The sequence below is a fragment of the Halovalidus salilacus genome (assembly GCF_031852275.1).
Taxonomy (GTDB): domain Archaea; phylum Halobacteriota; class Halobacteria; order Halobacteriales; family Natrialbaceae; genus Halovalidus; species Halovalidus salilacus.
The window spans coordinates 3210709-3235056 of the sequence record NZ_CP134700.1 but is presented as its reverse complement, the minus strand read 5'-3'; the positions used below and the strand labels follow the sequence as shown (position 1 = coordinate 3235056).

At 58.6% G+C, this 24348-nt stretch carries 26 protein-coding genes; 12 read left to right on the top strand and 14 right to left on the bottom strand.

From position 1 onward, the window contains the following. Positions 1-224 precede the first annotated feature (224 nt). Positions 225-1652 (bottom strand): sodium-dependent transporter, encoded by a 1428-nt coding sequence (locus tag RJT68_RS15970; protein ID WP_407037527.1) that lies wholly within the window; start codon positions 1650-1652, stop codon positions 225-227. Positions 1653-2187: 535 nt separating this feature from the next. Between RJT68_RS15970 and RJT68_RS15965 the strand changes: the two genes are divergently transcribed. Beyond that, positions 2188-3492, top strand: coding sequence for a dicarboxylate/amino acid:cation symporter (locus RJT68_RS15965; protein ID WP_407037526.1), 1305 nt, complete (start codon positions 2188-2190; stop codon positions 3490-3492). Here the strand turns inward: RJT68_RS15965 and RJT68_RS15960 are convergent. The 3 genes from RJT68_RS15960 to RJT68_RS15950 all read right to left on the bottom strand — a co-directional run bounded on the left by RJT68_RS15960 (position 3489) and on the right by RJT68_RS15950 (position 7110). After that, positions 3489-5306: a multicopper oxidase family protein gene (locus tag RJT68_RS15960; protein WP_407037525.1), complete on the bottom strand. Its 1818-nt coding sequence runs from the start codon at positions 5304-5306 to the stop codon at positions 3489-3491. The genes RJT68_RS15965 and RJT68_RS15960 overlap by 4 nt on opposite strands. Before the next feature lie 615 nt (positions 5307-5921). Continuing rightward, entirely contained in the window at positions 5922-6308 is a 387-nt protein-coding gene (locus RJT68_RS15955) for a formate/nitrite transporter family protein (protein WP_407037524.1), read from the bottom strand. A gap of 460 nt (positions 6309-6768) precedes the next feature. Then, positions 6769-7110, bottom strand: coding sequence for a hypothetical protein (locus tag RJT68_RS15950; RefSeq protein WP_407037523.1), 342 nt, complete (start codon positions 7108-7110; stop codon positions 6769-6771). A 33-nt stretch (positions 7111-7143) separates the two neighbouring features. Between RJT68_RS15950 and RJT68_RS21135 the strand changes: the two genes are divergently transcribed. Next, on the top strand, positions 7144-7743 hold the full coding sequence (locus RJT68_RS21135; protein ID WP_455196251.1) for a hypothetical protein: 600 nt from the start codon (positions 7144-7146) through the stop codon (positions 7741-7743). 137 nt (positions 7744-7880) lie between these two features. On the opposite strand, the gene RJT68_RS15940 is transcribed toward RJT68_RS21135, so the two are convergent. Next, positions 7881-8318, bottom strand: coding sequence for a hypothetical protein (locus tag RJT68_RS15940; protein WP_407037521.1), 438 nt, complete (start codon positions 8316-8318; stop codon positions 7881-7883). 557 nt (positions 8319-8875) lie between these two features. On the opposite strand from RJT68_RS15940, the gene RJT68_RS15935 reads away from it, so the two are divergent. Then, positions 8876-9517, top strand: a complete 642-nt coding sequence (locus RJT68_RS15935) for a helix-turn-helix domain-containing protein (RefSeq protein WP_407037520.1) — start codon at positions 8876-8878, stop codon at positions 9515-9517. 222 nt (positions 9518-9739) lie between these two features. Then, on the top strand, positions 9740-10228 hold the full coding sequence (locus tag RJT68_RS15930; RefSeq protein WP_407037519.1) for a DUF6326 family protein: 489 nt from the start codon (positions 9740-9742) through the stop codon (positions 10226-10228). 281 nt (positions 10229-10509) lie between these two features. On the opposite strand, the gene RJT68_RS15925 is transcribed toward RJT68_RS15930, so the two are convergent. Both RJT68_RS15925 and RJT68_RS15920 read right to left on the bottom strand, forming a co-directional pair. Further along, entirely contained in the window at positions 10510-10890 is a 381-nt protein-coding gene (locus tag RJT68_RS15925; protein ID WP_407037518.1) for a twin-arginine translocation signal domain-containing protein, read from the bottom strand. 280 nt (positions 10891-11170) lie between these two features. Then, positions 11171-11992, bottom strand: coding sequence for a hypothetical protein (locus tag RJT68_RS15920; protein WP_407037517.1), 822 nt, complete (start codon positions 11990-11992; stop codon positions 11171-11173). Between the two features lie 103 nt (positions 11993-12095). Between RJT68_RS15920 and RJT68_RS15915 the strand changes: the two genes are divergently transcribed. The 3 genes from RJT68_RS15915 to RJT68_RS15905 all read left to right on the top strand — a co-directional run bounded on the left by RJT68_RS15915 (position 12096) and on the right by RJT68_RS15905 (position 14539). Next, a complete protein-coding gene (locus RJT68_RS15915) occupies positions 12096-12491 on the top strand; it encodes a CopG family ribbon-helix-helix protein (protein WP_407037516.1) in 396 nt (131 codons plus the stop codon). A gap of 194 nt (positions 12492-12685) precedes the next feature. Beyond that, positions 12686-13027, top strand: coding sequence for an NUDIX hydrolase (locus tag RJT68_RS15910; protein WP_407037515.1), 342 nt, complete (start codon positions 12686-12688; stop codon positions 13025-13027). A gap of 168 nt (positions 13028-13195) precedes the next feature. Continuing rightward, positions 13196-14539, top strand: a complete 1344-nt coding sequence (locus tag RJT68_RS15905) for an RNase J family beta-CASP ribonuclease (protein ID WP_407037514.1) — start codon at positions 13196-13198, stop codon at positions 14537-14539. A gap of 240 nt (positions 14540-14779) precedes the next feature. Here the strand turns inward: RJT68_RS15905 and RJT68_RS15900 are convergent, their stop codons facing one another. From RJT68_RS15900 to RJT68_RS15890, 3 genes are all read right to left on the bottom strand, one after another. Further along, positions 14780-14965: a DUF5786 family protein gene (locus RJT68_RS15900; RefSeq protein ID WP_407037513.1), complete on the bottom strand. Its 186-nt coding sequence runs from the start codon at positions 14963-14965 to the stop codon at positions 14780-14782. Positions 14966-15607: 642 nt separating this feature from the next. Then, positions 15608-15910, bottom strand: a complete 303-nt coding sequence (locus RJT68_RS15895; protein ID WP_407037512.1) for a HalOD1 output domain-containing protein — start codon at positions 15908-15910, stop codon at positions 15608-15610. A gap of 64 nt (positions 15911-15974) precedes the next feature. After that, positions 15975-16448 carry a TrmB family transcriptional regulator sugar-binding domain-containing protein gene (locus RJT68_RS15890; RefSeq protein WP_407037511.1) on the bottom strand — a complete coding sequence of 158 codons (474 nt, stop codon included), beginning with the start codon at positions 16446-16448 and terminating at the stop codon, positions 15975-15977. A 180-nt stretch (positions 16449-16628) separates the two neighbouring features. Here RJT68_RS15890 and RJT68_RS15885 point away from each other — a divergent pair, with 180 nt between their 5' ends. Continuing rightward, on the top strand, positions 16629-17891 hold the full coding sequence (locus RJT68_RS15885) for an RNA-guided endonuclease InsQ/TnpB family protein (protein WP_407040394.1): 1263 nt from the start codon (positions 16629-16631) through the stop codon (positions 17889-17891). Positions 17892-18196: 305 nt separating this feature from the next. Here the strand turns inward: RJT68_RS15885 and RJT68_RS15880 are convergent, their stop codons facing one another. Beyond that, positions 18197-18538: a HalOD1 output domain-containing protein gene (locus RJT68_RS15880; RefSeq protein ID WP_407037510.1), complete on the bottom strand. Its 342-nt coding sequence runs from the start codon at positions 18536-18538 to the stop codon at positions 18197-18199. Between the two features lie 476 nt (positions 18539-19014). Here RJT68_RS15880 and RJT68_RS15875 point away from each other — a divergent pair, with 476 nt between their 5' ends. The 3 genes from RJT68_RS15875 (at position 19015) to RJT68_RS15865 (ending at position 20451) form a co-directional block, all read left to right on the top strand. Continuing rightward, complete coding sequence (locus RJT68_RS15875; RefSeq protein ID WP_407037509.1) at positions 19015-19434, top strand: universal stress protein; 420 nt, start codon at positions 19015-19017, stop codon at positions 19432-19434. A gap of 13 nt (positions 19435-19447) precedes the next feature. Beyond that, complete coding sequence (locus RJT68_RS15870; RefSeq protein ID WP_407037508.1) at positions 19448-19909, top strand: universal stress protein; 462 nt, start codon at positions 19448-19450, stop codon at positions 19907-19909. 110 nt (positions 19910-20019) lie between these two features. Further along, the gene (locus RJT68_RS15865; protein ID WP_407037507.1) at positions 20020-20451 is read left to right on the top strand and encodes a universal stress protein; all 432 of its coding nucleotides are present in this window, start codon (positions 20020-20022) and stop codon (positions 20449-20451) included. 28 nt (positions 20452-20479) lie between these two features. Here the strand turns inward: RJT68_RS15865 and RJT68_RS15860 are convergent, their stop codons facing one another. The 3 genes from RJT68_RS15860 to RJT68_RS15850 form a co-directional block, all read right to left on the bottom strand. After that, positions 20480-20941: a universal stress protein gene (locus RJT68_RS15860; protein WP_407037506.1), complete on the bottom strand. Its 462-nt coding sequence runs from the start codon at positions 20939-20941 to the stop codon at positions 20480-20482. Between the two features lie 151 nt (positions 20942-21092). Beyond that, on the bottom strand, positions 21093-22382 hold the full coding sequence (locus RJT68_RS15855; protein WP_407037505.1) for an MFS transporter: 1290 nt from the start codon (positions 22380-22382) through the stop codon (positions 21093-21095). Between the two features lie 3 nt (positions 22383-22385). Next, positions 22386-23495: an MBL fold metallo-hydrolase gene (locus RJT68_RS15850; RefSeq protein ID WP_407037504.1), complete on the bottom strand. Its 1110-nt coding sequence runs from the start codon at positions 23493-23495 to the stop codon at positions 22386-22388. An 89-nt stretch (positions 23496-23584) separates the two neighbouring features. Here RJT68_RS15850 and RJT68_RS15845 point away from each other — a divergent pair, with 89 nt between their 5' ends. Next, positions 23585-24319, top strand: coding sequence for a helix-turn-helix domain-containing protein (locus tag RJT68_RS15845; protein WP_407037503.1), 735 nt, complete (start codon positions 23585-23587; stop codon positions 24317-24319). Positions 24320-24348: the final 29 nt, after the last annotated feature.

Here is a 24348-nt window from a genome sequence, read left to right as displayed (position 1 = left end):
CTCATCCAACGTTGATACGTTGGGTTGCCAGTTCTTCCAGTTCGTCTACCTCTCCAAACCGTTTCTCAGCGACCGCACCCGCAACCGCCCTAATCGTATCCATATCACCGCTGCGTTTGGGACATCCACCACCTCGAACGCCTGCTGTTCGATGAGGTTCTGAGCTTACAAAGCGCCTGATTCGAGTGTCAGCGCTAAATTCAGCTTGTACGGAGCACCCGGTGTCAGTCCGCGCTCTCGTTCGGTTGCGGTCGGCTTTCGGAGACGGAGCGGTGGGCCACGAACACGAGCCCCAGTAACGTCAGCAGCGTCGCGACTCCCAACAGCTCTCTTCCCGCTGAGAGGCCGACCAGGGACGTGACGTCGGCGTAGAACGTAAAGAGGAGGAACGCCGGGAAGAGGGTCCCGATCGCGTATCGCCACGGGACGACCAGTGGACGCGAGAGCGGTCCTGCCCCTTTGAGGTACTCATCGATCGCGGCAGGACCGAGTACCCAGGCCGTGAACACCATGAACCCGGTCAGGCCAAGCATCAGGAGGAGATTGACGAGCTGGTCCGCGAACAGGGTAAACACCGCAGGGCTGAACGCGTTCACGCCGCCGGTGACTGCGACCAGCGCGAATAACCCCCGCGTCGCCGTCGACCGCTCGAGGGCGAACTCGTCGATCAGGATCGAAACCGGGATCTCGAGCATGCTGACCAGACTGGTGAGGGCGGCGAGGAAAACGACGAGGAAGAAGACTGCGCCGAGGAGTCGGCCGCCGGGCAAGCCCGCGAACGCGCCAGCGATACCGACGAACAGGGCGCCGGGGCCGCCCTCAGTCGGTCCCGACGCGAACGAGAACAGCAACGGAAACACCACGAGTCCGGCCAAAATTCCGATGGCGAGATTGAACGCGGCGATGGCCGAGGCGTCGAGGGGCAGCGAGCGGTCGTCGTCGACGTAGGAGGCGTAGGTGATCATCGTTCCGCTGCCGATCGAGAGGGTGAACAGCGCCTGGCCGGCGGCCGACCCCAGTATCGACAGGAAGTTCTCCGCGAGGTAGGTGCCGTCGAATCCGAGGTAGAACTCGTACCCCTGCGCGGCGCCGGGCTGTCGGGCCGCCCAGATCGCGAGTCCGACGAGTAACACGACGATGCCGGGCATCATCACCTTCGTCGTCGCCTCGATGCCGCGTCTGATCCCCGCCGCGACGATCAGGGACGTGACCGCGAGGACGGCGAGCTGGTACCCGAACGCTTCGACACCGTAGCTGATCGCCGCGAAGTGGGCCTCGGGGTCCGCGAAATAGGCACCCGTCGCGCTCTCGAGGAAGTACCGGAGGATCCACCCACCGACGACGCTGTAGAACGACATCAGGATGATGGAGGTGACGACACAGAGCGCGCCCAGCGCCGTCCAGACGCGCGATCCGGTGAGCGATTTGAACGCCCCGACCGGGTTCCGGTTCGACCGCCGCCCGATCACGAACGTCGCCAGCAACCCCGGTACCCCGACGCTAAGGACGATGACCAGGTACAGTAACAGGAAGGCGCTTCCGCCGTTCTCCGCGGTCATCCACGGGAACCGCCAGATGTTCCCCAGACCGACGGCGCTTCCGACCGCGGCCAGTATGAATCCGGTCCGACTCGCCCAGCTTTCACGTCCCATTCTATCTCGGCGGACTAGTTCGGCGCGCATAAGGATTGTTGATTACTGGCACAACTCGTTCGCGGCTGAAAGGTCGCGGTAATCCCGGCTCTGCAGGGGCGAGCGCTGTCATCGTGGACGCTAGAGAGGACCAACTCGCCCGTCACGGCCGATTCGTATAATCTCCTATAGGAAACAACACCATCTCCCCCAGCCATCTCGGGATCCTACAGAGTGCACTGAGAAGTACTATCAATACTATGCGGCGACACTGTCTAGTCAGGACGCCCGCTCGTCTGGTATTTCCTTACTTTCAGGGGCCGGAACTATCTGATCGTGTCGGTAGCAACGAACGCAGCGTATCTATCGGCGATTGTGACCGTTTTCTGCGACCGCAAGACGCCACCCCTTTTGGGACGTGAACTATCCCAATACCCGAATTCGCTCGTTCCAAGGCAGATTCCCCTCTATCTCCAACGGTGGACCACTGTCATAGACTGTTTCAAATACGAGCGACAAAGTTAGCTGTTTACCTCCCAGATTCCTGGGTTCTCCTATGCACTCGAAAGTTGGTTCATTATGGCAGCGGTACCGGTCAGTACCGTTGATCTATCGGATTATGGTCGCGTTCCTTCTCGGATCCGCAGCGGGGATCGTATTCGGCGAGCGGATGACCGTCGTCGAACCGCTCGGGGACCTCTTCCTGCGACTACTCAACATGCTGGTGATCCCGATCATCGTCTTCACGCTGCTGACCGGAATCCGTCAGCTATCCCCGGCCAGTCTCGGCAAAATCGGTGGCGCAACTGTCGGCCTCTATGCGGTGACGACCACCATCGCGGGTATCATCGGGCTCGCCGTCGCGAACGTCCTTCAGCCCGGCCGTGGCGTCGAGTTTACCGGCGGTGAAGCCGAGTCGCAGGCGCCCCCCTCGCTCACCGAGGTCGTTCTCGGTATCGTTCCGAGCAATCCCGTCGCCGCAATGACGGAGGGTGACCTGCTCGCAACCGTCTTCTTCGTGATCGTCTTCGGCATCGCGCTCACGTACGTGCGTGCCCACCAGGACGACCTCGCGGACCGTGTCGACTCGGTATTCGAGGCGTTCGAAATCGGCGCCGAGGCGATGTTCGTCGTCGTTCGTGGCGTCCTCGAGTACGGCGTGATCGGCGTCTTCGCGCTCATGGCTGCTGGAATCGGTGCCGAAGGGATCGGCGTCTTCTCGTCGCTCGGCGAACTCGTGCTCGCCGTCGCGATCGCGGTCGTGGTCCACATCGCGTTCACCTACCTCTTCCTCCTCATGAGCGTGGTCGCTGACGTCTCGCCCCTCGCGTTCCTCGTCGGTTCGAAGGACGCGATGGTGACCGCCTTCGCCACCCGGTCCTCGAGTGGGACGCTCCCGGTGACGATGAGCAATGCCGAAGAAGACCTCCGAATCAAGGAACGTGTCTACTCGTTCGCGCTCCCGGTCGGCGCCACTGCGAACATGGACGGCGCTGCCATCAGGCAGGCGATTACCGTCGTGTTCGCCGCAAACGTGGTCGGACAACCGCTCGCACTCGCCGAGCAAGCACTCGTGCTGGTCGTCGCCGTCCTCATCAGCATCGGCACCGCCGGCGTCCCCGGAGCGGGGATCGTGATGCTCACCGTCGTGCTCAACCAGGTCGGCCTACCCCTCGCAGTGGTCGGATTCGTCGCAGGCGTCGACCCGATCCTCGGTCGCATCGCGACCATGAACAACGTGGCCGGCGACCTCGCGGTTACGACCGTCGTGGGGAAGTGGAACGACGCGATCGACTTCACCAGGGGTGTCTGGACGCCGGCGTCGACCGACACGAGACGTGTCGCTCCCGGCGACGACTAGTCCCCGTCGTCGTCAGCGTTCGAAACCACTCTGAACGGGCGCATCATGTCGTAGTCTTCGTGCTCGATCATGTGGCAGTGCCACATGTACTCGCCCGTCTGGTCGTTGAACAGACCCTCGTACTCCCCGAAGTGGACGATGGTGTGAACCACCTCTGCGGGGTCGACGGTGACCACGTCGTTCCAGCCCAGTTCGTACGGCTTGGGCGGCTCGAGCGAGTCCGGATCGACGCCGTCCGTCTCCGGGTCGTAGTCGCTCAACGGTTGACGTCCCAGCACCTGGAAGTGGACGAGGTGGAGGTGCATCGGGTGGGACATCGTGGTATTGTTGGCGATACTCCAGATTTCGGTCGTTCCGAGCTCCGGCTCCTCGGTAACGGGATCGTCGAGCGCGTATCCCGACGGTTGGTCCTGATTGCCGAGGTAGTGTTTCATCCGCCCGTACTCGTCGCTCCCCGAGGCCAGCGTGAGGTGTCTGTGTTTGTCGACTTCCTCAACGGGGAGTTCGGGGACGTCCGTTAATTCGGTGGGAACCCCCTCGGTCTCTTCGGCGGTTCCAGAGTCCCCGACGTCGACGAGCATGATCTCCGGGAGTGGCTTCGTCTCTTCGCCATTCTCCCGTGAGCCGCCGTACAGCGACGGAGCATCGTTGTGGAGGAGCAACGTCTCACCCGCGTAGTCGGAAAAGTCGACGACGACGTCCGCGCGCTGGCCCGGCCCCATCTCGAGGCGGCCGTCGATTTCGACGGGTTCCGCGAGGAGACCGCCGTCGTTCCCGATCTGCACGAACGACGGACCGTCGTCGCCGGTCTCGCTCGAGGATTCGTCGTACTCGCGCAGCTCGAGGTTGTAATAGCGACTGTTAGCCCCGTTCAGTAGCCGGAACCGATACGTCCTGGGTTCGACGGAGAGGCGAGGCCAGGCTTTCCCGTTGACGACCGATACGTCCCCGTAGAACTCGGGGACGATACTCGTCTCGGGATACGAGTCGTCGCCGTCCCGCTCTTCCGAAACGGCCGACGGATAGAACAACGAGCCGTCTTCGTTGACGCTCCGATCCTGGAAGACGAGGGGGATCTCGTACTCGCCGTCGGGCAACTCGAGGTCGCGCTCGCGGTCGTCTCGAAGCAGATAGAACCCCGCGAGCCCGGCGTAGACGTTCAGCCGCGTGATACCGACCGCGTGGTCGTGGTACCACAGCGTCGCCGGTGGCTGATCGTTGACGTAGTAGTAGTCCTTCTGCTCGAAGTTCGGCCCTGTTTCCGCGAAGTCGCGGGTGAACCACCCCTGCGCTTTGCCGTCGCTCGCGGCTTCGACGTTCCCCCCGTGGAGGTGCGTGACGGTTCGAACGCCGTCGATATCGTACGGAACCATCTCCTTATGGATCGTCGTGTCGACGGGGAGGAGGTGCTCGTCCGGAAGGTCGTTCTGCCACCGCACGTAAATCGGCTCGCCGCGTTCGGCTTCGATCGTCGGTCCAGGAAACTGCCCGTCGTACCCCCAGACGGTCGTCGCCGGAAGGTCGCTGTGGAGTTTCTGTTCGACCTCCCGCATTTGGATCTCGTAATAGGGGTGGCCGTCCTTCGTCCCGGTTGGTTCCGCGACGCCCGGGCGTGGTACCTCGTCCACCCACTTCTCGAGGTCCGGCGACGAGTGGTCCGCGACGGTCGTCGCCTTCTCCGTCTCGGTTTCGGTACCCGACGGCGCAGTGTCCGTCGTACACCCTGCGAGGCTCGAGGCGGTCGAAACACCGGCTGCCAGAAGGACCGCTCGCCGCGAGACACCCGTCTCGGATAGCCTGGCACGCTCGTTCATAGCCGAGCATATGAACTCCCCTCGAATAGCGGGCCGGGCGATTCCTCACAGGTGGGAACCGACGGAATATGTCGGGCGTTGAGTTTATATGATCCTCGAGTAGGTATCGGGCGATCGTCTTCGACTGGTAAGACGGACTCGGTCAGCCTCATGGCTGAAAGGCGGTTGATCCCTCGGTGCGCGGTCGCCGCCGCTGTGAGTCGTTCGCATCAGGTCAATCGCCCGACGGAACGATCGAAAGTTCTGGGATACCTGACGCTCTTGGAACTATTTGGTGCTGACGAATTTTGACGAGCGTGCTGCACACAGAGCGCGAATGTCGCACGAGATCGTGACCGATCTACGAACGTGGTGATCGCTCATTCGGGCAATCAATGAATGATACGTCCGTCTGGCGCATTCCACATTGAATAAGCGGCTGCCAACTTTTTCGAGAGCATTTACTTGGTCGTGGCCAGGGGATTCCCTCCTCAGAGAATGGAGGTAACAGAACCTACCAATCGAACGCCGCCTCGGTATTCTGTTCGCTCGTGGTAAAGAGGTGCCGACGAATCCCAGACAGAATCCGAAGTCTAGTAGGGTGTTCTTCGAAACTATCGGTGCCATCGAAAGGAATTAGTCGTCACTCGTCCCTGTTGGTGGGGCGTAGTCTCCACCGACGTATTTCCCGAATACCATTTCCCGAACCGAGAGCTGGTAGTTTTGTTCCTGGTATTTACGCTCGACGGCCTGGGAGTAGTTAACGACGGTCACGAGCAACACGCCACCGATCGTATTCCCGAGGAGGACGGGAAGAACGAATTCGAACGCGCCCGTAGCGAGTGCCAGTTCACCGCGGAAGACGAGGAACATCACCTCGGTGGCAGAAACGACGACGTGGAAGAGGTTGCCGAGTGGAATAGCAAGGAATGCCATGTAAACCAGCAACAGACGTGAGATCGTATCCTGTGAAGCATAATCGAGCCAGACGACCCCTGCAACGATGAGGCCTTCCTCGTCCATCTGATAAAAGAAGGTGCATATCAAGAACTTGTTTGTCATCGAATCCTACTATTATATCATCTGGATTGACTCCCACTCCCATCCACTCGTCATTATTCTCAGATTCATTGTCATTGGCGCTCAAACAGCCTGCAACCGCGCTTAACGTTAAACCAGTACTAGAGAGAAGATCGCGTCGGTTCATGCCACCGATTCTGGAGTCGTCTATAAGTGTTGTCTGGTGATACGATTTCAGAGCTTCCCTACCGATTTGGACGCTCGTCTACGACATTCGCGCTGTGTATTTCGCACGCCTCGCACAACCCATTCAGAAACTGGTAGAAAGTGCGTGTAAGATACAGAGCATGGATGCAGCAGCGATGGTCCGTTAGAATAGGAACTCACCGTCGAAGACTGAAGAGTGCAAGAGACAGAAGCTGAATCTATCGGTGTAATCGATACAGGCGAACATCAATCGCATTCAGAGGTCTGGCTCAGATCCCCCCACTGATGAGGTTCCAGTCTCATCTTCTCGGAGTCTCTTGCCTCCCTGATACAGTTGGTAAATGAGGAATCCCATTCCAAGTATGGTTACCGGGGGTATCAGAAGAATTACTCCCAGAATGATCTTCCATCGAGGGATATACTCAAGCCGTGCTTCGATTTCCTCAATAATATTTCTCTCACTCATACTGATGTGGTTTCCTCCGCTGTATGGATATAACTTTCCGAGAGTAAAAGAGGCGTTTGAGTAATTGACTCCACACTCCAATCCTGCTGATAATTCCCTATGCAAGATATGCGTCCTGAATTCAACAACCACTGAACGAACTAGCCGATTCTTGTCAAAAACGACGTGACCGACTCAGAGGATGGGTTCAACACAGCGGCAGTTACTGTGCGCTGCCACATCTGCCGAAGTCAGGGCGCTGAGGGGGTCGAATTAGACTGGGGTGGATTCGAAGACTGGTTCCGGATTGGTGGGTCGGGTACCATCACAGACCCGAACGCGGCCATCGGCACGGACAAATACGTTCCAATTCTGGACTCGAAAACTGAGGAGTGCATTCGTATCGTTTGCTCCGTCGTGCTCGTCGAACAGGCTGTCGACGGCGTCACCGTCGACGTATTCATACAGCGGAGGAAGTTCGAGTGGGTCAACCCCGGCTGCTTCTGCCAGGGCATAGATGATGACTTCCGTGGGCGACCGGTTATTCTCTGGGCCGTACTTGGCATCAACGACTGGCGTGCAACGACGATAGATTGTAAGCTCCCCCTGCTCCATACCGTTTCTTGGTACCAGGGCATCATCAGGTTACTGTGTGAGGTAATCACAATACCCCACATGGCTCTGATGAGGGTTGACGTTTCCTGGAACCACCCTCTCGGAGTGTTCTTCCGCGAGATGTGCGCCCTGGATCTCACGTGCGTCACTCATCTATCCAGTAGATGGTAGAAAGCGCGTGCAAGATACAGAGGATAGGTGCAGCACACCAGCATCACAGCCATCACAATTTCTATACAGTAATTTGCGCTGGTGCAGATCGGAGAGACTGAATTTTCCAGATAGTAGCAATCAAAAAGGGAGTTGATTCACGCTGCTTCAGGTGACAGCGCGCGGATGCTGAGGAAGGCCAGTGCTCCACCAACTACAAACACAATCGTCGCGAGGTAGATTGGGGCGAGGTGTGTCATCCAGTCGTGTGTGAATCCACCGGTGTAGTGCATCGGCAGGGCGATCGCCAGCGCAACGACTGCAACTGTGATGGCACTTGCCCATGCCCATAACTGTCCCGTACGAACGCCGTACCACGCTAACGCCGTGACCGCAATGCCGGTGGCAATGATGAATCCGGCGAGAGCGACGTGAATGTGTGTGATATAGTACACCGTTTCCGGATTCGTTGCGAGTAATTCGCTTCGGGTGAGTCCGTCAAGCATACTGACCCCGAGTTCGAATCCGTTCCCAATGAGCGCGAGGGCCAAGAAGACAAGTCCGTAGCCGATGAATGCGACCCCGGCAAGGGCCATCAGGAGTGAGCCAGTTCGTAATCGGGAATCTGTTTCGATCTGTACTTCGCGGGCAGGTATTGTGGGTTGCTCTGTAGCCATATTCTTCACCATTTATAACGACGCTCCGTGAGGGGATATACTATTCTTCGGCAAAGCAGTCATATTTTTAAATTGTATATTCGTGTGCTCCGTGCCCACTGGCAATTTCCGACAAACACTTTCTGACTATTATGGTACCTTGGACACCTCTACTTCCCCATTTTTCTACTCGGATTGAGCGGTAGTGGTGGTGCATTCACGCCTTGTATACAGGTGATAGTGTAAACTACCAGAGTTCGGTCAGAAACCGTGTGCGAGATCCAGAGTATGCATGCAGCACACTGGATACATTTGTTCGGTGGCGGGTACTTGCACGGTGGTGTCGTACTGAAGGTCCCGATTATTGAGTTCGGCGATCAGGCTTCGAGGTCGAACGTCGGCGATCCCACCACAGTATTTTACCGTTCGACCACGAAGTTTGATGCCCTGCCAGAAGTATCCATTCGATTCGGCTCATCGCCTGTTCAGAGAAAATTATGACTGTTATCGCCGATATCACCGTTCCGGCGAATACGTTCGCATTAGGCCGCGTTCTGGAGAACGTTCCGAACGTCGAGATCGAACTCGAACGGATCGTCCCCCTCCAGGAAGCCATCATTCCGTTGTTTTGGATTTCTGGCGAGGATCCAGAGACGATCAAGACCTGTCTGCGTGACCATTCCCAGACGGAGACTGTCGCAGAACTTACAACCACTGATGGCCAGACGCTCTTCGAAGTCCACTGGAGCCCCGACATCAACGGACTCGTCCAGGCACTTATCGATACACGTGCGAAAATTCTCGAAGCGACCGGGACCACTGAAACCTGGGACTTTCGGCTGCGCTTTACAGCGCACGAGGACCTGTCTGCATTCAACATGGCCCTCACCAGGGAGGACATCCCAGTGACGTTACGCCATATATACAACCCGACGATACCGGACGAACATTCCCCCCTATCGGCTGAACAGCGTGAAATGCTGCTGAAGGCCTACCGAAATGGCTATTTCAAGGTGCCGCGACGAATGAACCTTGCTGAACTCGCAGAGACAGAAGACATCAGTGATAGCGCGCTCTCCCAGCGCCTCCGACGCGGGACCGAGGGACTCATCGAACAAACGTTGCTGGCGGACGAATAGCTCACGCAGTAGCGGTTCAAGGACAGCAGACCTATCGTATGGGCGTGATCCGACCAGATTTTCTACCCTCACAAGAATGAGTAAGTTCAGTACCGAACCGGCTTGTGGCTGAGTATACGTCCGTCTGAGTTCGAAAGGCCACGCGTTCGGTGGGAAACTGACGTTCGACGTTGAAGGCAACCGTCTTTCCCACAGCGGCCCCGGTATTACCTGGAGATAAATATGGCCGAAGCTACAGCAGATACCAAGACGAGAGCGTTACAAGACGAGAAGATCAATGTGAAATTTAAGCTTGCTGTGCTGTGGGCGAGTTTTATGTTTCTCTATATTTATGTTGATTATTTCGCCTTATATATGCCGGGTAAAATAGAAGATATTCAGACAGGGATCGTGTTTGAATTTAATATTACGCAAGTATTCCTTTTGGTAGCACTCGTCTCAGTGTCAATTCCGGCACTAATGATTTTCATTTCTGTTGCCCTGCCTGCTAAAGTAAATCGCTGGGTAAATATCATTATTGCCATGTTGTATGTTCCCTACTCATTGTTTAATTTGGCAGGAGAGACTTGGATGCACATGATGTACGGTGCTACTGTAGAAGTTGTTCTTCTTGCACTAGTTCTCTGGTTCGCCTGGAAATGGCCTCGGACTACAGAGAGTGGAACCCTATCTTCGACGCCTCAATCCCCGGCCACCACTCTCACTGAGTAGCACCCCTCACTCGTTTTCTTAACTCTTATCTTGCCAGTCGGGATTGATGAGCAGAAAAAAGTGTGAGATACGCGCTGTGAGTTCAGCAGGGTGAGCGCGAACTACTTGACCCCTGTCAGAAATAGTATGACCGACTCAGAGGATAAGTTCAGTACGACGATTTCGTTTTAACGCCAAAGCCGGTGAACCACTCATATACTACACGTGCTTATTGACCAGCGAGCGCTCTATCTGATTCGAGTGAGGTTCGTTGCATCGTGTTGAATACAAGGGCGGAGACCTCAGATAGTCATACATTCAAAGTCAATATTTCCCTCTTCATCAATCTGAATTGAACATTCCTCTGTGCCGCTGATTGTGAGCGTTTCCGTCTGCTCATCGTCAATGTAGAGGTCGAATGAGCATTCCTCGCCGCGTTCTTGTCTAGTATATGAGATTGAGCCTTGTGGCTCGCCGTTGGTGATAGGTATGTCAACCGCCTCATCACGACAGGACGGAACAACGCGCAGCGTTCCTGAAAATCCATCATCAATATCGTCAATCGAGACGAACGATGACCCTTTTGGCTCATACATATCCTGCCTCAATACTCCTGAACAGCCCGCAAGTCCAGCGAGTCCGGCTGTTCCGGCGGTTACCCCCAGAAATCTACGACGGTTCATGGTTAATTTTGCTGTTTTGATAAGAATAAGCTTTGTGTGGGTGTGTCCGACATAAGTGACTGAATCACTACCTGTACTGAACGATCTTCAACTTCGCAAAGCGGGCCTAGTCTCATACCACATTCGCGCTGTGAGTTCAGTACGGATTGTTCGAATTACTCGACTTCTATCAGGAGTGGTGTGATAAACTCAGCGGGTGCATCTCTCACGGAGGCTTCGTTAATTTCGTCTCATTGCACCGAACTAACCGCTAAGTAGGTGTGCGAGTTGAATAGGCGAGTCAGAAGACTCCGATGATGAAACCAAATCCCATGATGATGAGGACAGCTGCGGAAAACGCCGGGAGGTACGGCGTGTATTGCTCGACTTTCTCCTCGGAGTGCTGGTAGCCTGCAACCAACAGCATCGTCAAACCAACGATCCCCACGATGACGGTGAGGGCGTACGCACTCATCAGTTCGAGGCAGTGGTTTGACCCGGCGCAGAGCGCAATGATCTCGAATTCCTCTTCGTGGGCGAATCCGAGTACGAACGCGAACCATGCGATTCCGAGGAGACCGCGGTCAGCGGTTGCTTCGGGGGCATCATGTGAGTGAGAGTGCCCACCGACGAAGGGAACGAACCCTTTCAAACGAGTGATCAGCCCATTGTTGTGTGAATGGCCCTGCTCGTGAGAGTGATTTGGATGCTCCTCCAGATCGTGGTGGTGGTGGCTGTGATGGTCGGAGTGGCCGTCATCACCATAACTGCTGTGAGAATGCCCGTGGAAGTATTCACGAATTCCTAGCACGACGAGCAGGACACCGGCAACAAGACTGACCGGTCCGCCGATTTGGATACCACCGAGTATCGTCATCGGCTCGTTGACCTGCGTGAGGTTGAAGTAGTCCTTCGCGTAGAAGAACACCCCCACCATCGCAATACTGCTAATAAGGTGGCCGACGCCGATGATGAGACTCGCCGCGAACCCGTACACCCACTTGTTCGTCTGGTCGAGCGCGTACGAGGCGGCAACGGGCCACCCATGACCCGGTTCGATGCCGTGAACGGCACCGAGCGCAACTGCCCCGAGGTAGAGACCGAGCGCTTCGCCGTGTAACATCCTGATCGAGACTCAGCTACCGACGTGAATAACGGTTGTTAATACCGAAATAGGTATATCGTCATACGAGACCCTCTTGTAGAAGCCCGACGAGCCAGTACCTATGCGAACGAGTTTCAATATTCCAGACGACGTCGTCGAAGAGTTCGACCGCGTCTGGCAAGAGCAGGATCTCGAAAACAGGTCCCGAGCGGTCCGAGAAGCGATGCTGGAGTACATCGAGTCTCACTCCCGCCTCGAAGAGACGAGCGGAGAAATCGTCGCGCTCGTCGCATTCGATTATCGCCACCACGAGGTGATACGGGAACTCCACGCAGTCCAACACGAGTATCAAGACGTAATCCTCAACACGAGTCATACGCATCAAGGGGAGTGGTGCCTCGAATCACTGTTTTGTCGGGGACCCACCGAGCAGGTACGTACCCTTACCTATCGACTCCGCGACTTTGACGGCGTCAATCGGGTCAAAGTGATGGTCATCCGGGACGGCGAAGTATGACGATCTGCCAGAACCCGTCGAGAGGTGCACTCGCTATGTGCTTCACCTGTATTGAGCAATCACTACTTTCGTAGGTCGATCACAACCTCGTGCGGCATTCGCACGATATATTCAACACAGCCCTTGGAACAAATCACTGATTACGGGTTTCACCAAAGCCGACACGGCGATTCGACCGCTGAACTCTCGATATGATGGGGATCGCACTCATACTACCGGACATGGATCCCAAACAACTACGGACGCTGGCAACCGATGGCGTCGTTCTCGTAGACGGTCAGGTAGTTCTCATGCAACGCGATCACGAGCCGTACGCGGGACAGTGGGTATTACCCGGCGGACTCGTCGAACGGGGTGAAACCGCTCGAACCGCCTGCGAACGCGAGGTTGTCGAAGAGATGGGCCTCGCTGTTGATGTCGAGCAATTCGTCGGACTCGATGACGAACCTGGTCGAGATCCGAGTTCGATGGCATCGGAGGCGTTGCTCCATCGGAACCCAGGGGTACTTACGTACGGAGCGTCGATGTTCATCTAACCGAAAGAGGCGCTGTCCTTGACGCAGCTGGGACGGAGCGTTCGATTTGGGAACGTCAAGGACGTAATCGACGTGCGTACTCACGCCCGCGAACGTTTGCGTCCCCCTCTGTCGTGGCCGTTCTGGCTACGTGGCTGCGTTTTTGGACTGCTATGATCGGTCCTAGCCATGGAAATTGAAATCGCAACGATAGGCGGCTACGAGGAAGTCGGCCGGCAAATGACTGCCGTCCGTGCGGGCAACGACATCGTGATCTTCGACATGGGACTGAACCTGTCGAAGGTGCTCATCCACGATAACATCCAGACTGAAGGGATGCACAGCCTCGATCTTATCGACATGGACGCCATCCCAGACGATCGGGTGATGAGCGATCTCGATGGGGAAGTGCGGGCGATCGTGCCAACCCACGGCCACCTCGACCACATCGGTGCGATCAGCAAGCTGGCGCACCGGTACGATGCACCGGTCGTTGCCACGCCGTTCACGCTCGAACTGGTCAGAGGGGAAGTCGAGGACGAACAGAAGTTTGGCTTCGAGAACGACTTGATTAAGATGGACGCCGGCGAGACGATGCAAATCGGCGACCACGGACTCGAACTCGAATTCGTCAACGTTACCCACTCGATCGTCCAGGCGATCAACCCCGTTCTCCACACGCCCGAAGGTGCCATCGTCTACGGGCTGGACAAGCGCATGGATCACACGCCCGTCATCGGGGAGCCGATCGACATGAAGCGCTTCCGTGAGATCGGGCGCGAGGGCAACGGCGTCCTCTGTTACATCGAAGACTGTACCAACGCGAACAAGCAGGGCCGAACGCCCTCCGAAAACGTCGCCCGAGAGCACCTTCGCGATACGCTCTACAGTATGGAAGATTACACCGGCGGTATCGTCGCTACGACGTTTTCGAGTCACATTGCTCGAGTGAAATCGCTTATCGAGTTCGCACGCGAAATCGGCCGTCAACCGATCCTGCTCGGGCGATCGATGAATCACTACTCGGGAACTGCACAACAGGTCGGTATCGACTTCCCGTCGGATGTGCAGACGGTCGGCTATCGTCGCGCTATCGATCAGACGTTCGAACGAATCATGAACGACGGGAAGGGGAATTTCCTCCCCGTCGTGACTGGCCACCAGGGCGAGCCGCGCGCTATGTTGACTCGCATGGCCCGGGGGGAAACACCGTACGAACTCGACGATGGCGATAAGGTCGTCTTCTCCGCCCGCGTCATCCCGGAACCGACCAACGAGGGCCAGCGCTATCAAGCCGAGAAGCTGCTGGGCATGCAGGGCGCTCGCGTCTACACCGACATCCACGTCTCCGGCCACCTCTGTCAAGAGGGTCACTACGAGATGCTCGACGCACTCCAGCCCCAGCACGTCATCCCTGCCCACCAGGATCTGAAAGGATTCTCCGGCTACGTTGACCTCGCAGCCAATCAGGGGTACGTTGTTGAGCGCGACGTTCACATCACATCGAACGGAAACATCATACAGCTCGCGTGAGAAGGCGTTCAGTCGCGGGTCTTGGGGTTACTGTTTCAATAGGACAACAACTCGGGGCTGAGAGATGCCTTCTCGGAGCGTTCGGATCGTCACGAGGCTGAAAACCAGTAAAGATGCCCACGGTGTACTGAAGCCGTATCGGGTTGGCTGAGGGCCTCTGGCTGACGGCTTCGTACTCGTCGGGTATTTCTTCCAACGACCCTCGGCCTAACGGCATCATCGGGCTGATTTGCGGTTTTGTTACTCTTCTTTATTTTCCTTAATCTCCTGGAGTTGTCCGAGAAGATCATCGGTCGAACCACCTGTTTCGACCGTCACGTCGCCTTCGTACTCGTGTTCGTGTACGTTTACAGCAGCGTCATCATCATCTTCACCGCCGACGTCTTGTTGCTGTTGCTCGGATTCGTCGTAGCTTCCAAAACCCATGTGAAAAAACAGTTCATCTACGCATTTATCCGCACCGGTTTATGACCCTCTATGGGACACCCCAGTGTTTTGCGTTAACAATGCTATTGGCCGGTCGCACTACCGGTGGACGATACATACCGGTTCGAGAAGGCCGACTCATAATGATAGTTGGCTACCCTGAGAATATTTAGTTCGGAGTATATGTGTGTCCCGACGTACTAGTTGGATATTCAATACGTCGCTCGGTGGACGAACCCAAACCGTTAAGCGGGTTTGTTGGCCAGGGGTATATGTGATAACTGCCCGATGAGGCCGTTCGGCTGAGGGCACCAGTCCGTAACAGTGCGCTCATCACGTACTCCTTCCTGGAGGACTCGGGTTCGCCATCCCGAGGCGGACTGACTTTACTCCTTCGTGGGCTGGAAGGAAGGGCTCGTAGTCAACACAGATTCTGCCGGACCCGGGAGATGTTCCAGTAGCCGTAAGAACGACACAGTACGAATGTCACCCGGGAACGGGTCCGATTTGCGGAGGTGGTGAGCGCTCGGTCCAGCTGAAGCAGGTAACGGGGTGTCGGTCGGTTTGGAGTCTACATCATCCTCCGCTTGGCATCACTGAACGGTCCGACAGAACCTGCCCTCTATCGCTATCGATAGGCGGTTATCGGTCGTGCGAACGGACGGCCAACTCGTCACCGTCGAACAGGATCCGATAGTGGTCGATAGTAAACGAGACGGTAACCTGCTCGGAGTTTTGATCCCGGACGAGTCCATCGAGTGCATCTGGGTCGATGTGATCGTATAAGGTGGTTTCGAGCTCGGTTGGATCGACACCCGTGACGGTTTCGAGAGCGGCGGATGTGGCGATGCTCGGTGGGATAGCCGACCAATCGTACGTACTTCGGAAGTGGATACTAATCGACTCAGACCCACGCCCGTCGCTCACTCGGGTGTCCTCACACATGGTCGGTCTATGCCCACGAACCCTATAAGCGTACTGTGATTTTCTGGGTGAATGTCGTCGACGTTCACCCTGCTCGCTCTCCGCCGAGTCGCCACGTAAAGATCGCCCGGAGAACGACGACGAGGCTATTTCTATCGCCTGCGCCCCAGATTGCCGTTTCTTCGATCTCATTCGTGCCGCCGGAACCATTTACGAGAGAACTGACGAGTACCGTCTCTTCGTCGGTGATCAACAGGCTCCCGGCGGGCGTATCCCGCCATTCCCACAAGGTTTCGAACAGTTCGGCTGACGGGACTGTTTCCTGAATTTGCCCTCGAACGTCGTCCGAAATCCCTGCGATATAGAGGTCTACCCCACGGTCTTCGGCGGCCCGAAGCTGGTCGAGATGCTCGTCGGTGAGTAGTTCGTCGACGGCCATGTAGACGATTTGATCGTCCGCGTCGGCGATGAACTCGTCGATACGAGCCGCTACAGCTTCCCGACCGGTTACCGTCCAGACACCGAACTGTTCGCGCTGGGGTTGGGCTGGTCCGATCACCTTCAAACACTCCGCAAGTTCAGTGATCGTGTTTTCACAGGCGGTCGAGACGGATGCCCCGAGGCTTGACCTCGGGGAGGAAGCCGACACTTGGGAATCAACCCACGCAACAAAGACAACCCGACTCCCCCACGAAACACAACCCTTTATTAGACAACACCTCTAAATGTGAAGTAGATGGTGGACGACGCTCCGCGCCGCACGGTACCCATCAACCTCGATATGTCCAGCGACCGCGAAGCCGACCTCCACCACACCAAAGACCAGTTCCTCGACTGCGCCAACCAGACGAGTGACTGGGCGTGGCGATACGACGACTACTGCATCACGTCGAAAGCCAAAGCCGAGAAAGCACTCTACGACGACCTCAAAGAAGACCACGACCTCACGGCCAACCTCGTTCAGAAAGCGATTCGACGCGCCATCGAGGCCGTCGATGCAGGCGTCGAGAAGTTGAAAGATGGTACGAAGACGAGTCAGCCCGTGTTCGAATCGTGGAGCGTCGTGTACGATAAGCGGAGTGCAACGTTCAACGCTGACCACGCTACGCTCTCCACGGTTAACGGTAGAGTGAAAGCCGACTACGTGTTGCCGCCCGAAGACGAACGTGACGAGACGCCGTTTGGTCGGTACTACGAGAGCGACGAGTGGGACGCATCTTATGCCACGCTTCAGTACGACGAGGGTGCAGACGAGTTCTACCTGCACGTCACATTGAAAAACCCGGATTACGAGGTTGACGGAACGGAACGTCAAGGAGCCACGTCACGTGGTGAAGGTACCGAGAACGGAGTGGTTCTCGGTGTTGACCTGAACGTGACTGGCGCGTTCGCCGTCACCAGCACCGGGAAATTCATCGGTAGCGCAGATTACTTCACCCACAAACGCAACGAGTACGAGAAGCGCCGAGGTTGCCTGCAACAGACAGGCACGCGCTCGGCGCACTTGACCATTAAATCAATCGGCAGGCGCTTCAGCAATTGGTCGTTGGGCTGGCTCCACAACCGGGTGAACGAGTTACTCGAAGAAGCCGAGCGCATTGGGGTCGATGGTATCATCTTCGAGAACCTAACGCATATCCGCGAGACCATTGCGAACGGGTCGAAGTTCCAGCAATGGGCCTACGCCACGTTCGTGGAACTTGCGGAGTACAAGGTCGAAGACCGCGAATTGTTCGTGGATTTCGTGAGTCCAGCGTACACGTCGCAGCGATGTTCGCACTGTGGATTTACCCACGAGGACAACCGCGACGACAAACAATTCGAGTGTCAGACGTGTGGGTATGAGGTGAATGCGGATTACAATGCGGCGAAGAACGTCGCGGTGCGGTACTGCGGGTATATCCATCGCGGGCAGAAGTCTCGCGGTGGATGGGCTGCGTGTCAATCAGCCCTGAAGTCAGGGACGTTGAACGTGAACGGCGAGTTCAACGCCTCCGCCTGAGCGCGGCAGAACGGGAGTCCACTGACAAGCCCCGACCCTTGAGGTCGGGGTTATTGACTGGAACATTCCGGTCGGTACCCGCTGTTGTCGATCGTCCCCCTCCTCGGTCATCTGCTGGTACTGCTATGCGACCCGTTGCATCCGCTGGTGGATCTCGTCGGCCTGTTCGTCGAGCGCCGTCGTGTCGATATGATTGACTCTCCACCAGTGCTCCATTCGCGCGCTTGATAGAGAGAATCTTCAGCACTTGGGCGTCACTAGCGGACTGTCACAGCTACCGAAGGTGGAGAATTGAAGGAGGCGAATCAGGACCGGAAAGATTCGAAGACCGGTTCCGGGTCGGTGGGTTGGGTGCTATCGCAAATTCGGATGCGTCCATCGGCACGAACGAACACGTTCCAGTTCTCGATTCGAAAACTGAGAACAGCATCAGCATCCGTTGTCCCGTCGTGCTCGCCGAACAGGCTGTCGAGTGCGTCAAGGTCAACGAATTCGTACAGTGGGGGCAGTTCGAGTGGGTCAACCCCGGCTGCTTCTGCCAGGGTATCGACGGTAACTTCCGCCGGGGATCGACTACTCTCGGGGCCGTACCGGGCATCAACTACAGGTGTGCAACGACGATAGATGGTGAGTTCCCCCTGCTCCATATCACACATCGGTGCCGCTATCTCATTAGGCTTTTGTGGTAAAGGTCCACAATATTGGCCACAACTCGACCAGCCTCGAACGGCGCCAATAGCCACACTCTTTGGACACTCTTCCGTGAGATACGCACGTGTAGTGACCAGATAGACCTCCGATTTTGACGGGAAGAAACGACGCAGCCGTACTGAAACGATCTTCTGTATTCAGCAGTTCGTTCCTCACAGAATTGTGGAGAGTATTACTTAATGTGCGAAACAGCGCGACATCGTTCCAAATTGTGAACGACGCACTCGATGACGCGGTCGAGGAAGACCTCCCACCAGCGACGAGATCGCACGAACGCACAAAAACTTCGTTCGATTGCCGCGTCGACTGTCCCGTTCATGTTCCGTCAAGGGGAGAAGGCGCTGTCCAGTCGCGCATTCCGCGACCTCCCAGGTGGGGTAACGCTTTAACCGCTCCCGTAGTCCGTTCCAGTATGAGCGAGCGGATTCTCGTGCCGTACGACGGCTCGGTCCCCGCGAAAGAAGCGCTCGAGTACGCCTTCGAAATGTTTTCAGAGGCGACGGTTACGGCCCTGTACGTCGTGCCGATCCCCGAGGATTACTGGACCGCCTTCGGGGAAGCGGGCGATCTCGATCTCGACCGGGGCCGCGAACGCGGAGCGGAGGTACTCGAGGGTGCGCCGGCGATCGCGGACGAGCGCGACCGCGAACTCGAGACCGACGTCGAGACCGGTAAACCGGATAGGGTGATCGTCGAGCGAATCGAGGACGAGGGGTTCGACACCGTGGTTATCGGCAGCCACGGGCGAGAGGGCGTATCGCGAATCCTTCTCGGGAGCGTGGCGGAGAAGGTCGTCAGACGATCGCCGGCCCCCGTCGTCGTCGTCAGATAGACGCAACGAGACGATGGCAACGGATCGAGGTGACGGAACCCTGCGAACCATCCTCGTGCCGATCGACGGGAGCGACGGTGCTGCGGCGGCGCTCGACCTCGCGTTGTCCCTCGCGGACGGAACCGAGGCGACCGTCCACGTCCTCGCGGTCGTCGACGTTACGGATGCTCCGCTGTGGTTCGACGCCGCTCTCGTCTCCGACCTCGAGCGGGCCAAAGATCGACTCGTCGGCGAAGTCGTCGCAACGTACGACGACCACGATGCGCACGTCACGGGGGCCGTCCGTCGCGGCCGACCCGCTCGAACGATCGTCGACTACGCAGACGAGCAAGCGATCGACCTGATCGTTCTCGGACGGTCTGGACGGTCGGGAATCGCACCGCCGTTACTCGGGAGCACGGCTGATCGCGTCGTACGAACGGCGACGACCTCCGTACTGGTCGTTCCCGACGAGGTCGCCGGTGGCGAAGAATGACGCCCTTCCGCTCCGTGCGATCCTACTGCTCTGCCCCACGCCACGACGTGCCAGCGGTATCCGCGCGTACTAGCAGCTTTACGTCCCTTCTCCGCCAATCACGACGCGAGATGTCCAGATCGATTCTCGTTCCCCACGACGGGTCGGTTCACGCGCAGGCGGCGCTCGAGTACGCGCTCGAAACGTTTCCGAACGCCCGGATCGTGCTCTTTCACGCGATCGATCCGTTCGAACTGGCGCCCGGGGACGAGGGCGACCGGTTTGCACCGCTGACCGACGAGTGGCTCGACGAACAGCGCGCCGCGGCGATCGGCCTCCTCGAAGAGGCTCGCGATAGCGTCGACCGCGGATCGGCGACGCTCGAGATCGAAACCGCGGTCGGTTCGCCGCCGCAGACGATCGTGGCCGCGGTCGAGGATACCGAAACCGACCAGATCGTGACGGGAAGCCGAGGTCGGGGTGGACCCGCCCAGGTACGGGTAGGCAGCACCGCCGAACACGTGGTCAGACGCGCGTCCGTTCCCGTCACGGTCGTCCGGTAGCGGGTGCGACGAGCCGGTCGAACGCGATTTACCGCTCGGTTTCGTCGCGAACGACGGTGACGGGGACGGGCGAGCGACGGACGACCAGTTCGGCAACGCTCCCGATCAGTAGCCGAGTCGCGCCGGTTCGCCCGTGACTGCCGATGACGACGTGATCGATCCCGTGATCCCCGGCGTAGTCGACGATTTCGCGAGCGGGATCGCCGACCGCGCGTTCGGTTTCGAGAGCCGCGTCGTAGTCGGCCGCCAACTCGCGAGCGTCGTCAAAAATCCGCTCTTCCTCCTCGTCAGCTCGCTCGTACCACTCGTCGGAGCCATGTCGCGGTTCGTTTCGAACGTCGACCTCGGTGTGGGTACTGTAACCGGGGTCCGCGGGATCGAGTACGTGGAGCGCGACGATCGAGACGTCGTCGTACTCCTCGAGGGCGAATTCGAGCGCTTGCATGGATAACGGGGATCCGTCGATGGGAACGAGCAACTGGCGGGACATCGACCGACCGTACCTGACGGAGCGGTAAAATACTATGCGGAAGCGGGAGTCGGTCGCGTGAACTTCGGTCGAAACGACGTCGACTATCAGGAGTTTCGTGCTTCGGGCGCCGAGGCGGCGTCGAGTCGACGGTTCCTCGACCGCCCCCGTCTCAGTCCTCGTTCACCACGCCCCGTGGGGGCTCCGAGGTCGGCGCCGGCGGTTCGTGGGTGCCGAACTCGGGGTGGGTTTCCTCCATCCAGAGGTAGACGACCGTACCGGAGAGGAACATCAGGACGGCGGTTACGTAGAACGCAGCTTCGGCGTTCACGAACTCCATCGAGAGGCCGATCAGGATCGCGCCGACGCCGTAGCCGGCGTCGCGCCACATCCGGTAGACCCCCATGCCGGCCGACCGCCACGTGGGGTGGGCCGCGTCGCTCGGGACGGTCATCAGGTTCGGGTAGAGCAGCGCCATGCCGAGCCCGGAGAGTCCGGCGAGGATCGTCCACGGGAGGTAGCCGTCGACGAGCACCATCCCGAGGACGCCCGCCCCGGCGAGGAACATCCCCGCGACCACCGGCGGGCGGCGGCCGATGCGGTCGGCGAGACCGCCGGTTCCGATCTGGAGGAAGTACATCGCGCTGTGGACGCCGACGACGACCCCGACGGCCTCGATCGCGAGCCCCCGACTCGTGAGGTACAGCGGCACGGCGATCCAGAACAGCGTGTCGACGAAGTTCTCGACGTGGCCGGCCTGCGCGGCCGCGAACAGCGTTCGGTCGCCGTACGTCGCCCGCTTCAGCACCTCGTCGAACGGGAGGTTTGCGTCGCGGTGGTCGTCGTCGGCCTCCAACTGCGCGAGCTGTACCGTCTCCCTGATGAGGAAGATCGAGATCAGGAGCGCCAGCACCACGACGGCCGCGAGGAAGAAGAACGGCTCCGGGCGGAGGCTCGTCCGCCCGGCGATCACGCCCGTGATCCACGCGCCCGCGGCGACGCCGGTGTAGCCGAACGCCTCGTCGATGCCGACGGCGAGGCCGCGCTGCTCGGGTCCGGCGAGGTCGATCTTGGCGTTGATCGCCATGCTCCAGGTCAGCGCCTGGTTGATCCCGAGCAGCACGTTCCCGACGGTGATCCAGCTCCAGCTCGGCGCGTAGATGAGGATCACCGGAATCGGCAGCGCGGTGATCCAGCCGAGCACGAGCACCGGTTTGCGCCCGTACTCCTCGCCCCACTTGCCGGCGTAGAGGTTGAGCAGCGCCTTGACGAAGCCGAACGAGACGACGAACGAGCCGATGACGAAGAACGACTCGACGCCGAGTACCTCCTCGCCGAGGACGGGGACGACGGTTCGCTCCGATCCGATCGTCAGTCCCGTCGCGAACACCAAAAGGACGTGCAGCGAGAACTGTCCGAGGTGTTCGCGGATTCCCTGTTTCAGTGGTGATCCCTCACTCATCGGTTACTCCGCAGCACAGCGGTTCGGACCCAGTTCGAGTTCGGACAGTTCCTCGTCGGGAACATCCTCCTGCCCGACGTTCGCGCGCTTGACGCGCTCGAAGTTCGGCGGATGGTCCGGAACGTCCGAAGCGAGCGTTTCGACGAACTCCTCCCGGTCGCGTTCGAGGTCCTCGTTTCGCACTCGGACCTCCGCGAGCGTTGCGGTCACCGGCGGTTCGGGCGATCCGGGGTCGTGCGCCGGGAGGACGACCGTGTCATCCGGTCGCTCCAGTAGTCGCTGGAGACTCTCGTAGAGCGTCGCGGCGTTCTCCTCGACGTCCGAATCCTCGAGTCCGGCCTCCACGCCGAGTTCGACGCGACCGACGCTCTCGTGGAAGAGCGTATCGCCCGTGAGAAGGACCTCGCCATCGAGAGTGAACGAGACGCTCCCCTCGCTGTGGCCGGGCGTGTGAATGACCTCGATATCGACGGTTCCGACTTCGATCCGATCACCGCCTTCGATCGCGAGCGCGCCGATCGCGAGCGCGTCCTTCGGGTGGAGGTAGTACGGCACACCGTGGCGCTCGGCCAGGTCCGAACCACCCGAGACGTGGTCGGCGTGAGCGTGCGTATCGAAGACGCCGACGAGGTCGGCGTCGTGGGCGTCGAGAATCGCTTCGTACTCCTCGAGGTAGTGTGAGGGGTCGAACACGGCGGCCTCGCCGTCCGAAACGAGGACGTGAGAGAGACACCCCTTCCCCGGGCGGGCGACCTGGACGAGCGTTCCGTCGAGGTCGGTCGGGACGGGTGCGCCGCGGTGGACGCGACTCCACCCGTTCATTCCGTCGGTCAACGTCTCGGCGTCGTAGCCCAGCTCTCGCAGGACGTCCGTCGCGGTCCGCGAGACGACCCCCGCGGCGCAGACGGTGACGATCTTCCGGTCGTCCGGGAGGTCCGCGAGGGCGTCCTTCGCCGCCTCCGGGTCGTCGATCAGTTCGTCGTAGACGTCCACGTTGATGCTGTCGGGAACGTGCCACTCCTCGTAGTCGTCCCGGTGGCGGATATCGAGTACGAGTACGTCCTCGTCGTCGCGTAACCGGGTTCCAAGCTCGGTCGGACTTATCTCCGTCATCGATGGGTGTTCCTACACACGGTATTGGAATAGCGCTACTGCGGGACATGACCGGTACCGTTAATCGTTCCGGGAACGAACGGTGGCGTATGAGTCTGCACGAGGCCTCGTTTCGATTGCGACACGAGTGTCCCTACCGCGAGATTTCGGAACGCTATCCGGACCTCACGATCCGGGAGTGGTACCTGAGCGACTGTCAGGTGCTCGAGATCACCTCCGCGGAGGCACCGACCGACGACTTACTCGAAGAGATCGACGGAATCGGAACTATCCTTCACGAGTCGGTCGACGATTCGGGGCTCCACGTCGTCACCCAGTCCTGCCTCTGTGCGCTCGAGGGATCTATTCTGGAACGGTTCGAGGAGCACAACTGCCTCTACCAGCCGCCGACGATTCACCGTCAGGGATGGGAGCATTACACGGTGATCGCCTTCGACGAGGACGACGTTCGTGCCCTGTTTCGAGACCTGGAGGCTGATCGAGACGTCGAATTGCTCTCCAAGGCCGCAATCACGGAGCAACACGTCCCGCACAGCATGTTGGCGCCGGTCGATCAACTGTTCGAGGACCTCACCGACCGTCAGCTGGCAGCGTTACAGCTGGCGTTGGAGAACGGGTACTACGAACAGCCGCGAGGGACGTCGCTGCGGGAACTGGCCTCGCAGACGGCGGTGGCCCGCTCCACCTTCGAGGAACACCTCCGGAAGGCGGAGAACAAGCTCCTGACGAACGCCGGTACGTACCTCCGGCTGGTGACGTCGGGGTCTGCGGCGAACTCGCTGCGAGCCGGCCCGTCGGGACCGTCCGAACAGCGCGCCGACTGATCCACTCCGTCCGTCGTACCGGACCTGTC

Coding starts and splice junctions, on each gene's coding strand:
- RJT68_RS15970 (WP_407037527.1), bottom strand. CDS start 1,652: ATGGGACGTGAAAGCTGGGCGAGTCGGACCGGATTCATACTGGCCGCG.
- RJT68_RS15965 (WP_407037526.1), top strand. CDS start 2,188: ATGCACTCGAAAGTTGGTTCATTATGGCAGCGGTACCGGTCAGTACCG.
- RJT68_RS15960 (WP_407037525.1), bottom strand. CDS start 5,306: ATGAACGAGCGTGCCAGGCTATCCGAGACGGGTGTCTCGCGGCGAGCG.
- RJT68_RS15955 (WP_407037524.1), bottom strand. CDS start 6,308: ATGGACGAGGAAGGCCTCATCGTTGCAGGGGTCGTCTGGCTCGATTAT.
- RJT68_RS15940 (WP_407037521.1), bottom strand. CDS start 8,318: ATGGCCCTTGCCGGGGTCGCATTCATCGGCTACGGACTTGTCTTCTTG.
- RJT68_RS15935 (WP_407037520.1), top strand. CDS start 8,876: ATGACTGTTATCGCCGATATCACCGTTCCGGCGAATACGTTCGCATTA.
- RJT68_RS15930 (WP_407037519.1), top strand. CDS start 9,740: ATGGCCGAAGCTACAGCAGATACCAAGACGAGAGCGTTACAAGACGAG.
- RJT68_RS15925 (WP_407037518.1), bottom strand. CDS start 10,890: ATGAACCGTCGTAGATTTCTGGGGGTAACCGCCGGAACAGCCGGACTC.
- RJT68_RS15920 (WP_407037517.1), bottom strand. CDS start 11,992: ATGTTACACGGCGAAGCGCTCGGTCTCTACCTCGGGGCAGTTGCGCTC.
- RJT68_RS15915 (WP_407037516.1), top strand. CDS start 12,096: ATGCGAACGAGTTTCAATATTCCAGACGACGTCGTCGAAGAGTTCGAC.
- RJT68_RS15910 (WP_407037515.1), top strand. CDS start 12,686: ATGGGGATCGCACTCATACTACCGGACATGGATCCCAAACAACTACGG.
- RJT68_RS15905 (WP_407037514.1), top strand. CDS start 13,196: ATGGAAATTGAAATCGCAACGATAGGCGGCTACGAGGAAGTCGGCCGG.
- RJT68_RS15900 (WP_407037513.1), bottom strand. CDS start 14,965: ATGGGTTTTGGAAGCTACGACGAATCCGAGCAACAGCAACAAGACGTC.
- RJT68_RS15895 (WP_407037512.1), bottom strand. CDS start 15,910: ATGTGTGAGGACACCCGAGTGAGCGACGGGCGTGGGTCTGAGTCGATT.
- RJT68_RS15880 (WP_407037510.1), bottom strand. CDS start 18,538: ATGGAGCAGGGGGAACTCACCATCTATCGTCGTTGCACACCTGTAGTT.
- RJT68_RS15875 (WP_407037509.1), top strand. CDS start 19,015: ATGAGCGAGCGGATTCTCGTGCCGTACGACGGCTCGGTCCCCGCGAAA.
- RJT68_RS15870 (WP_407037508.1), top strand. CDS start 19,448: ATGGCAACGGATCGAGGTGACGGAACCCTGCGAACCATCCTCGTGCCG.
- RJT68_RS15865 (WP_407037507.1), top strand. CDS start 20,020: ATGTCCAGATCGATTCTCGTTCCCCACGACGGGTCGGTTCACGCGCAG.
- RJT68_RS15860 (WP_407037506.1), bottom strand. CDS start 20,941: ATGTCCCGCCAGTTGCTCGTTCCCATCGACGGATCCCCGTTATCCATG.
- RJT68_RS15855 (WP_407037505.1), bottom strand. CDS start 22,382: ATGAGTGAGGGATCACCACTGAAACAGGGAATCCGCGAACACCTCGGA.
- RJT68_RS15850 (WP_407037504.1), bottom strand. CDS start 23,495: ATGACGGAGATAAGTCCGACCGAGCTTGGAACCCGGTTACGCGACGAC.
- RJT68_RS15845 (WP_407037503.1), top strand. CDS start 23,585: ATGAGTCTGCACGAGGCCTCGTTTCGATTGCGACACGAGTGTCCCTAC.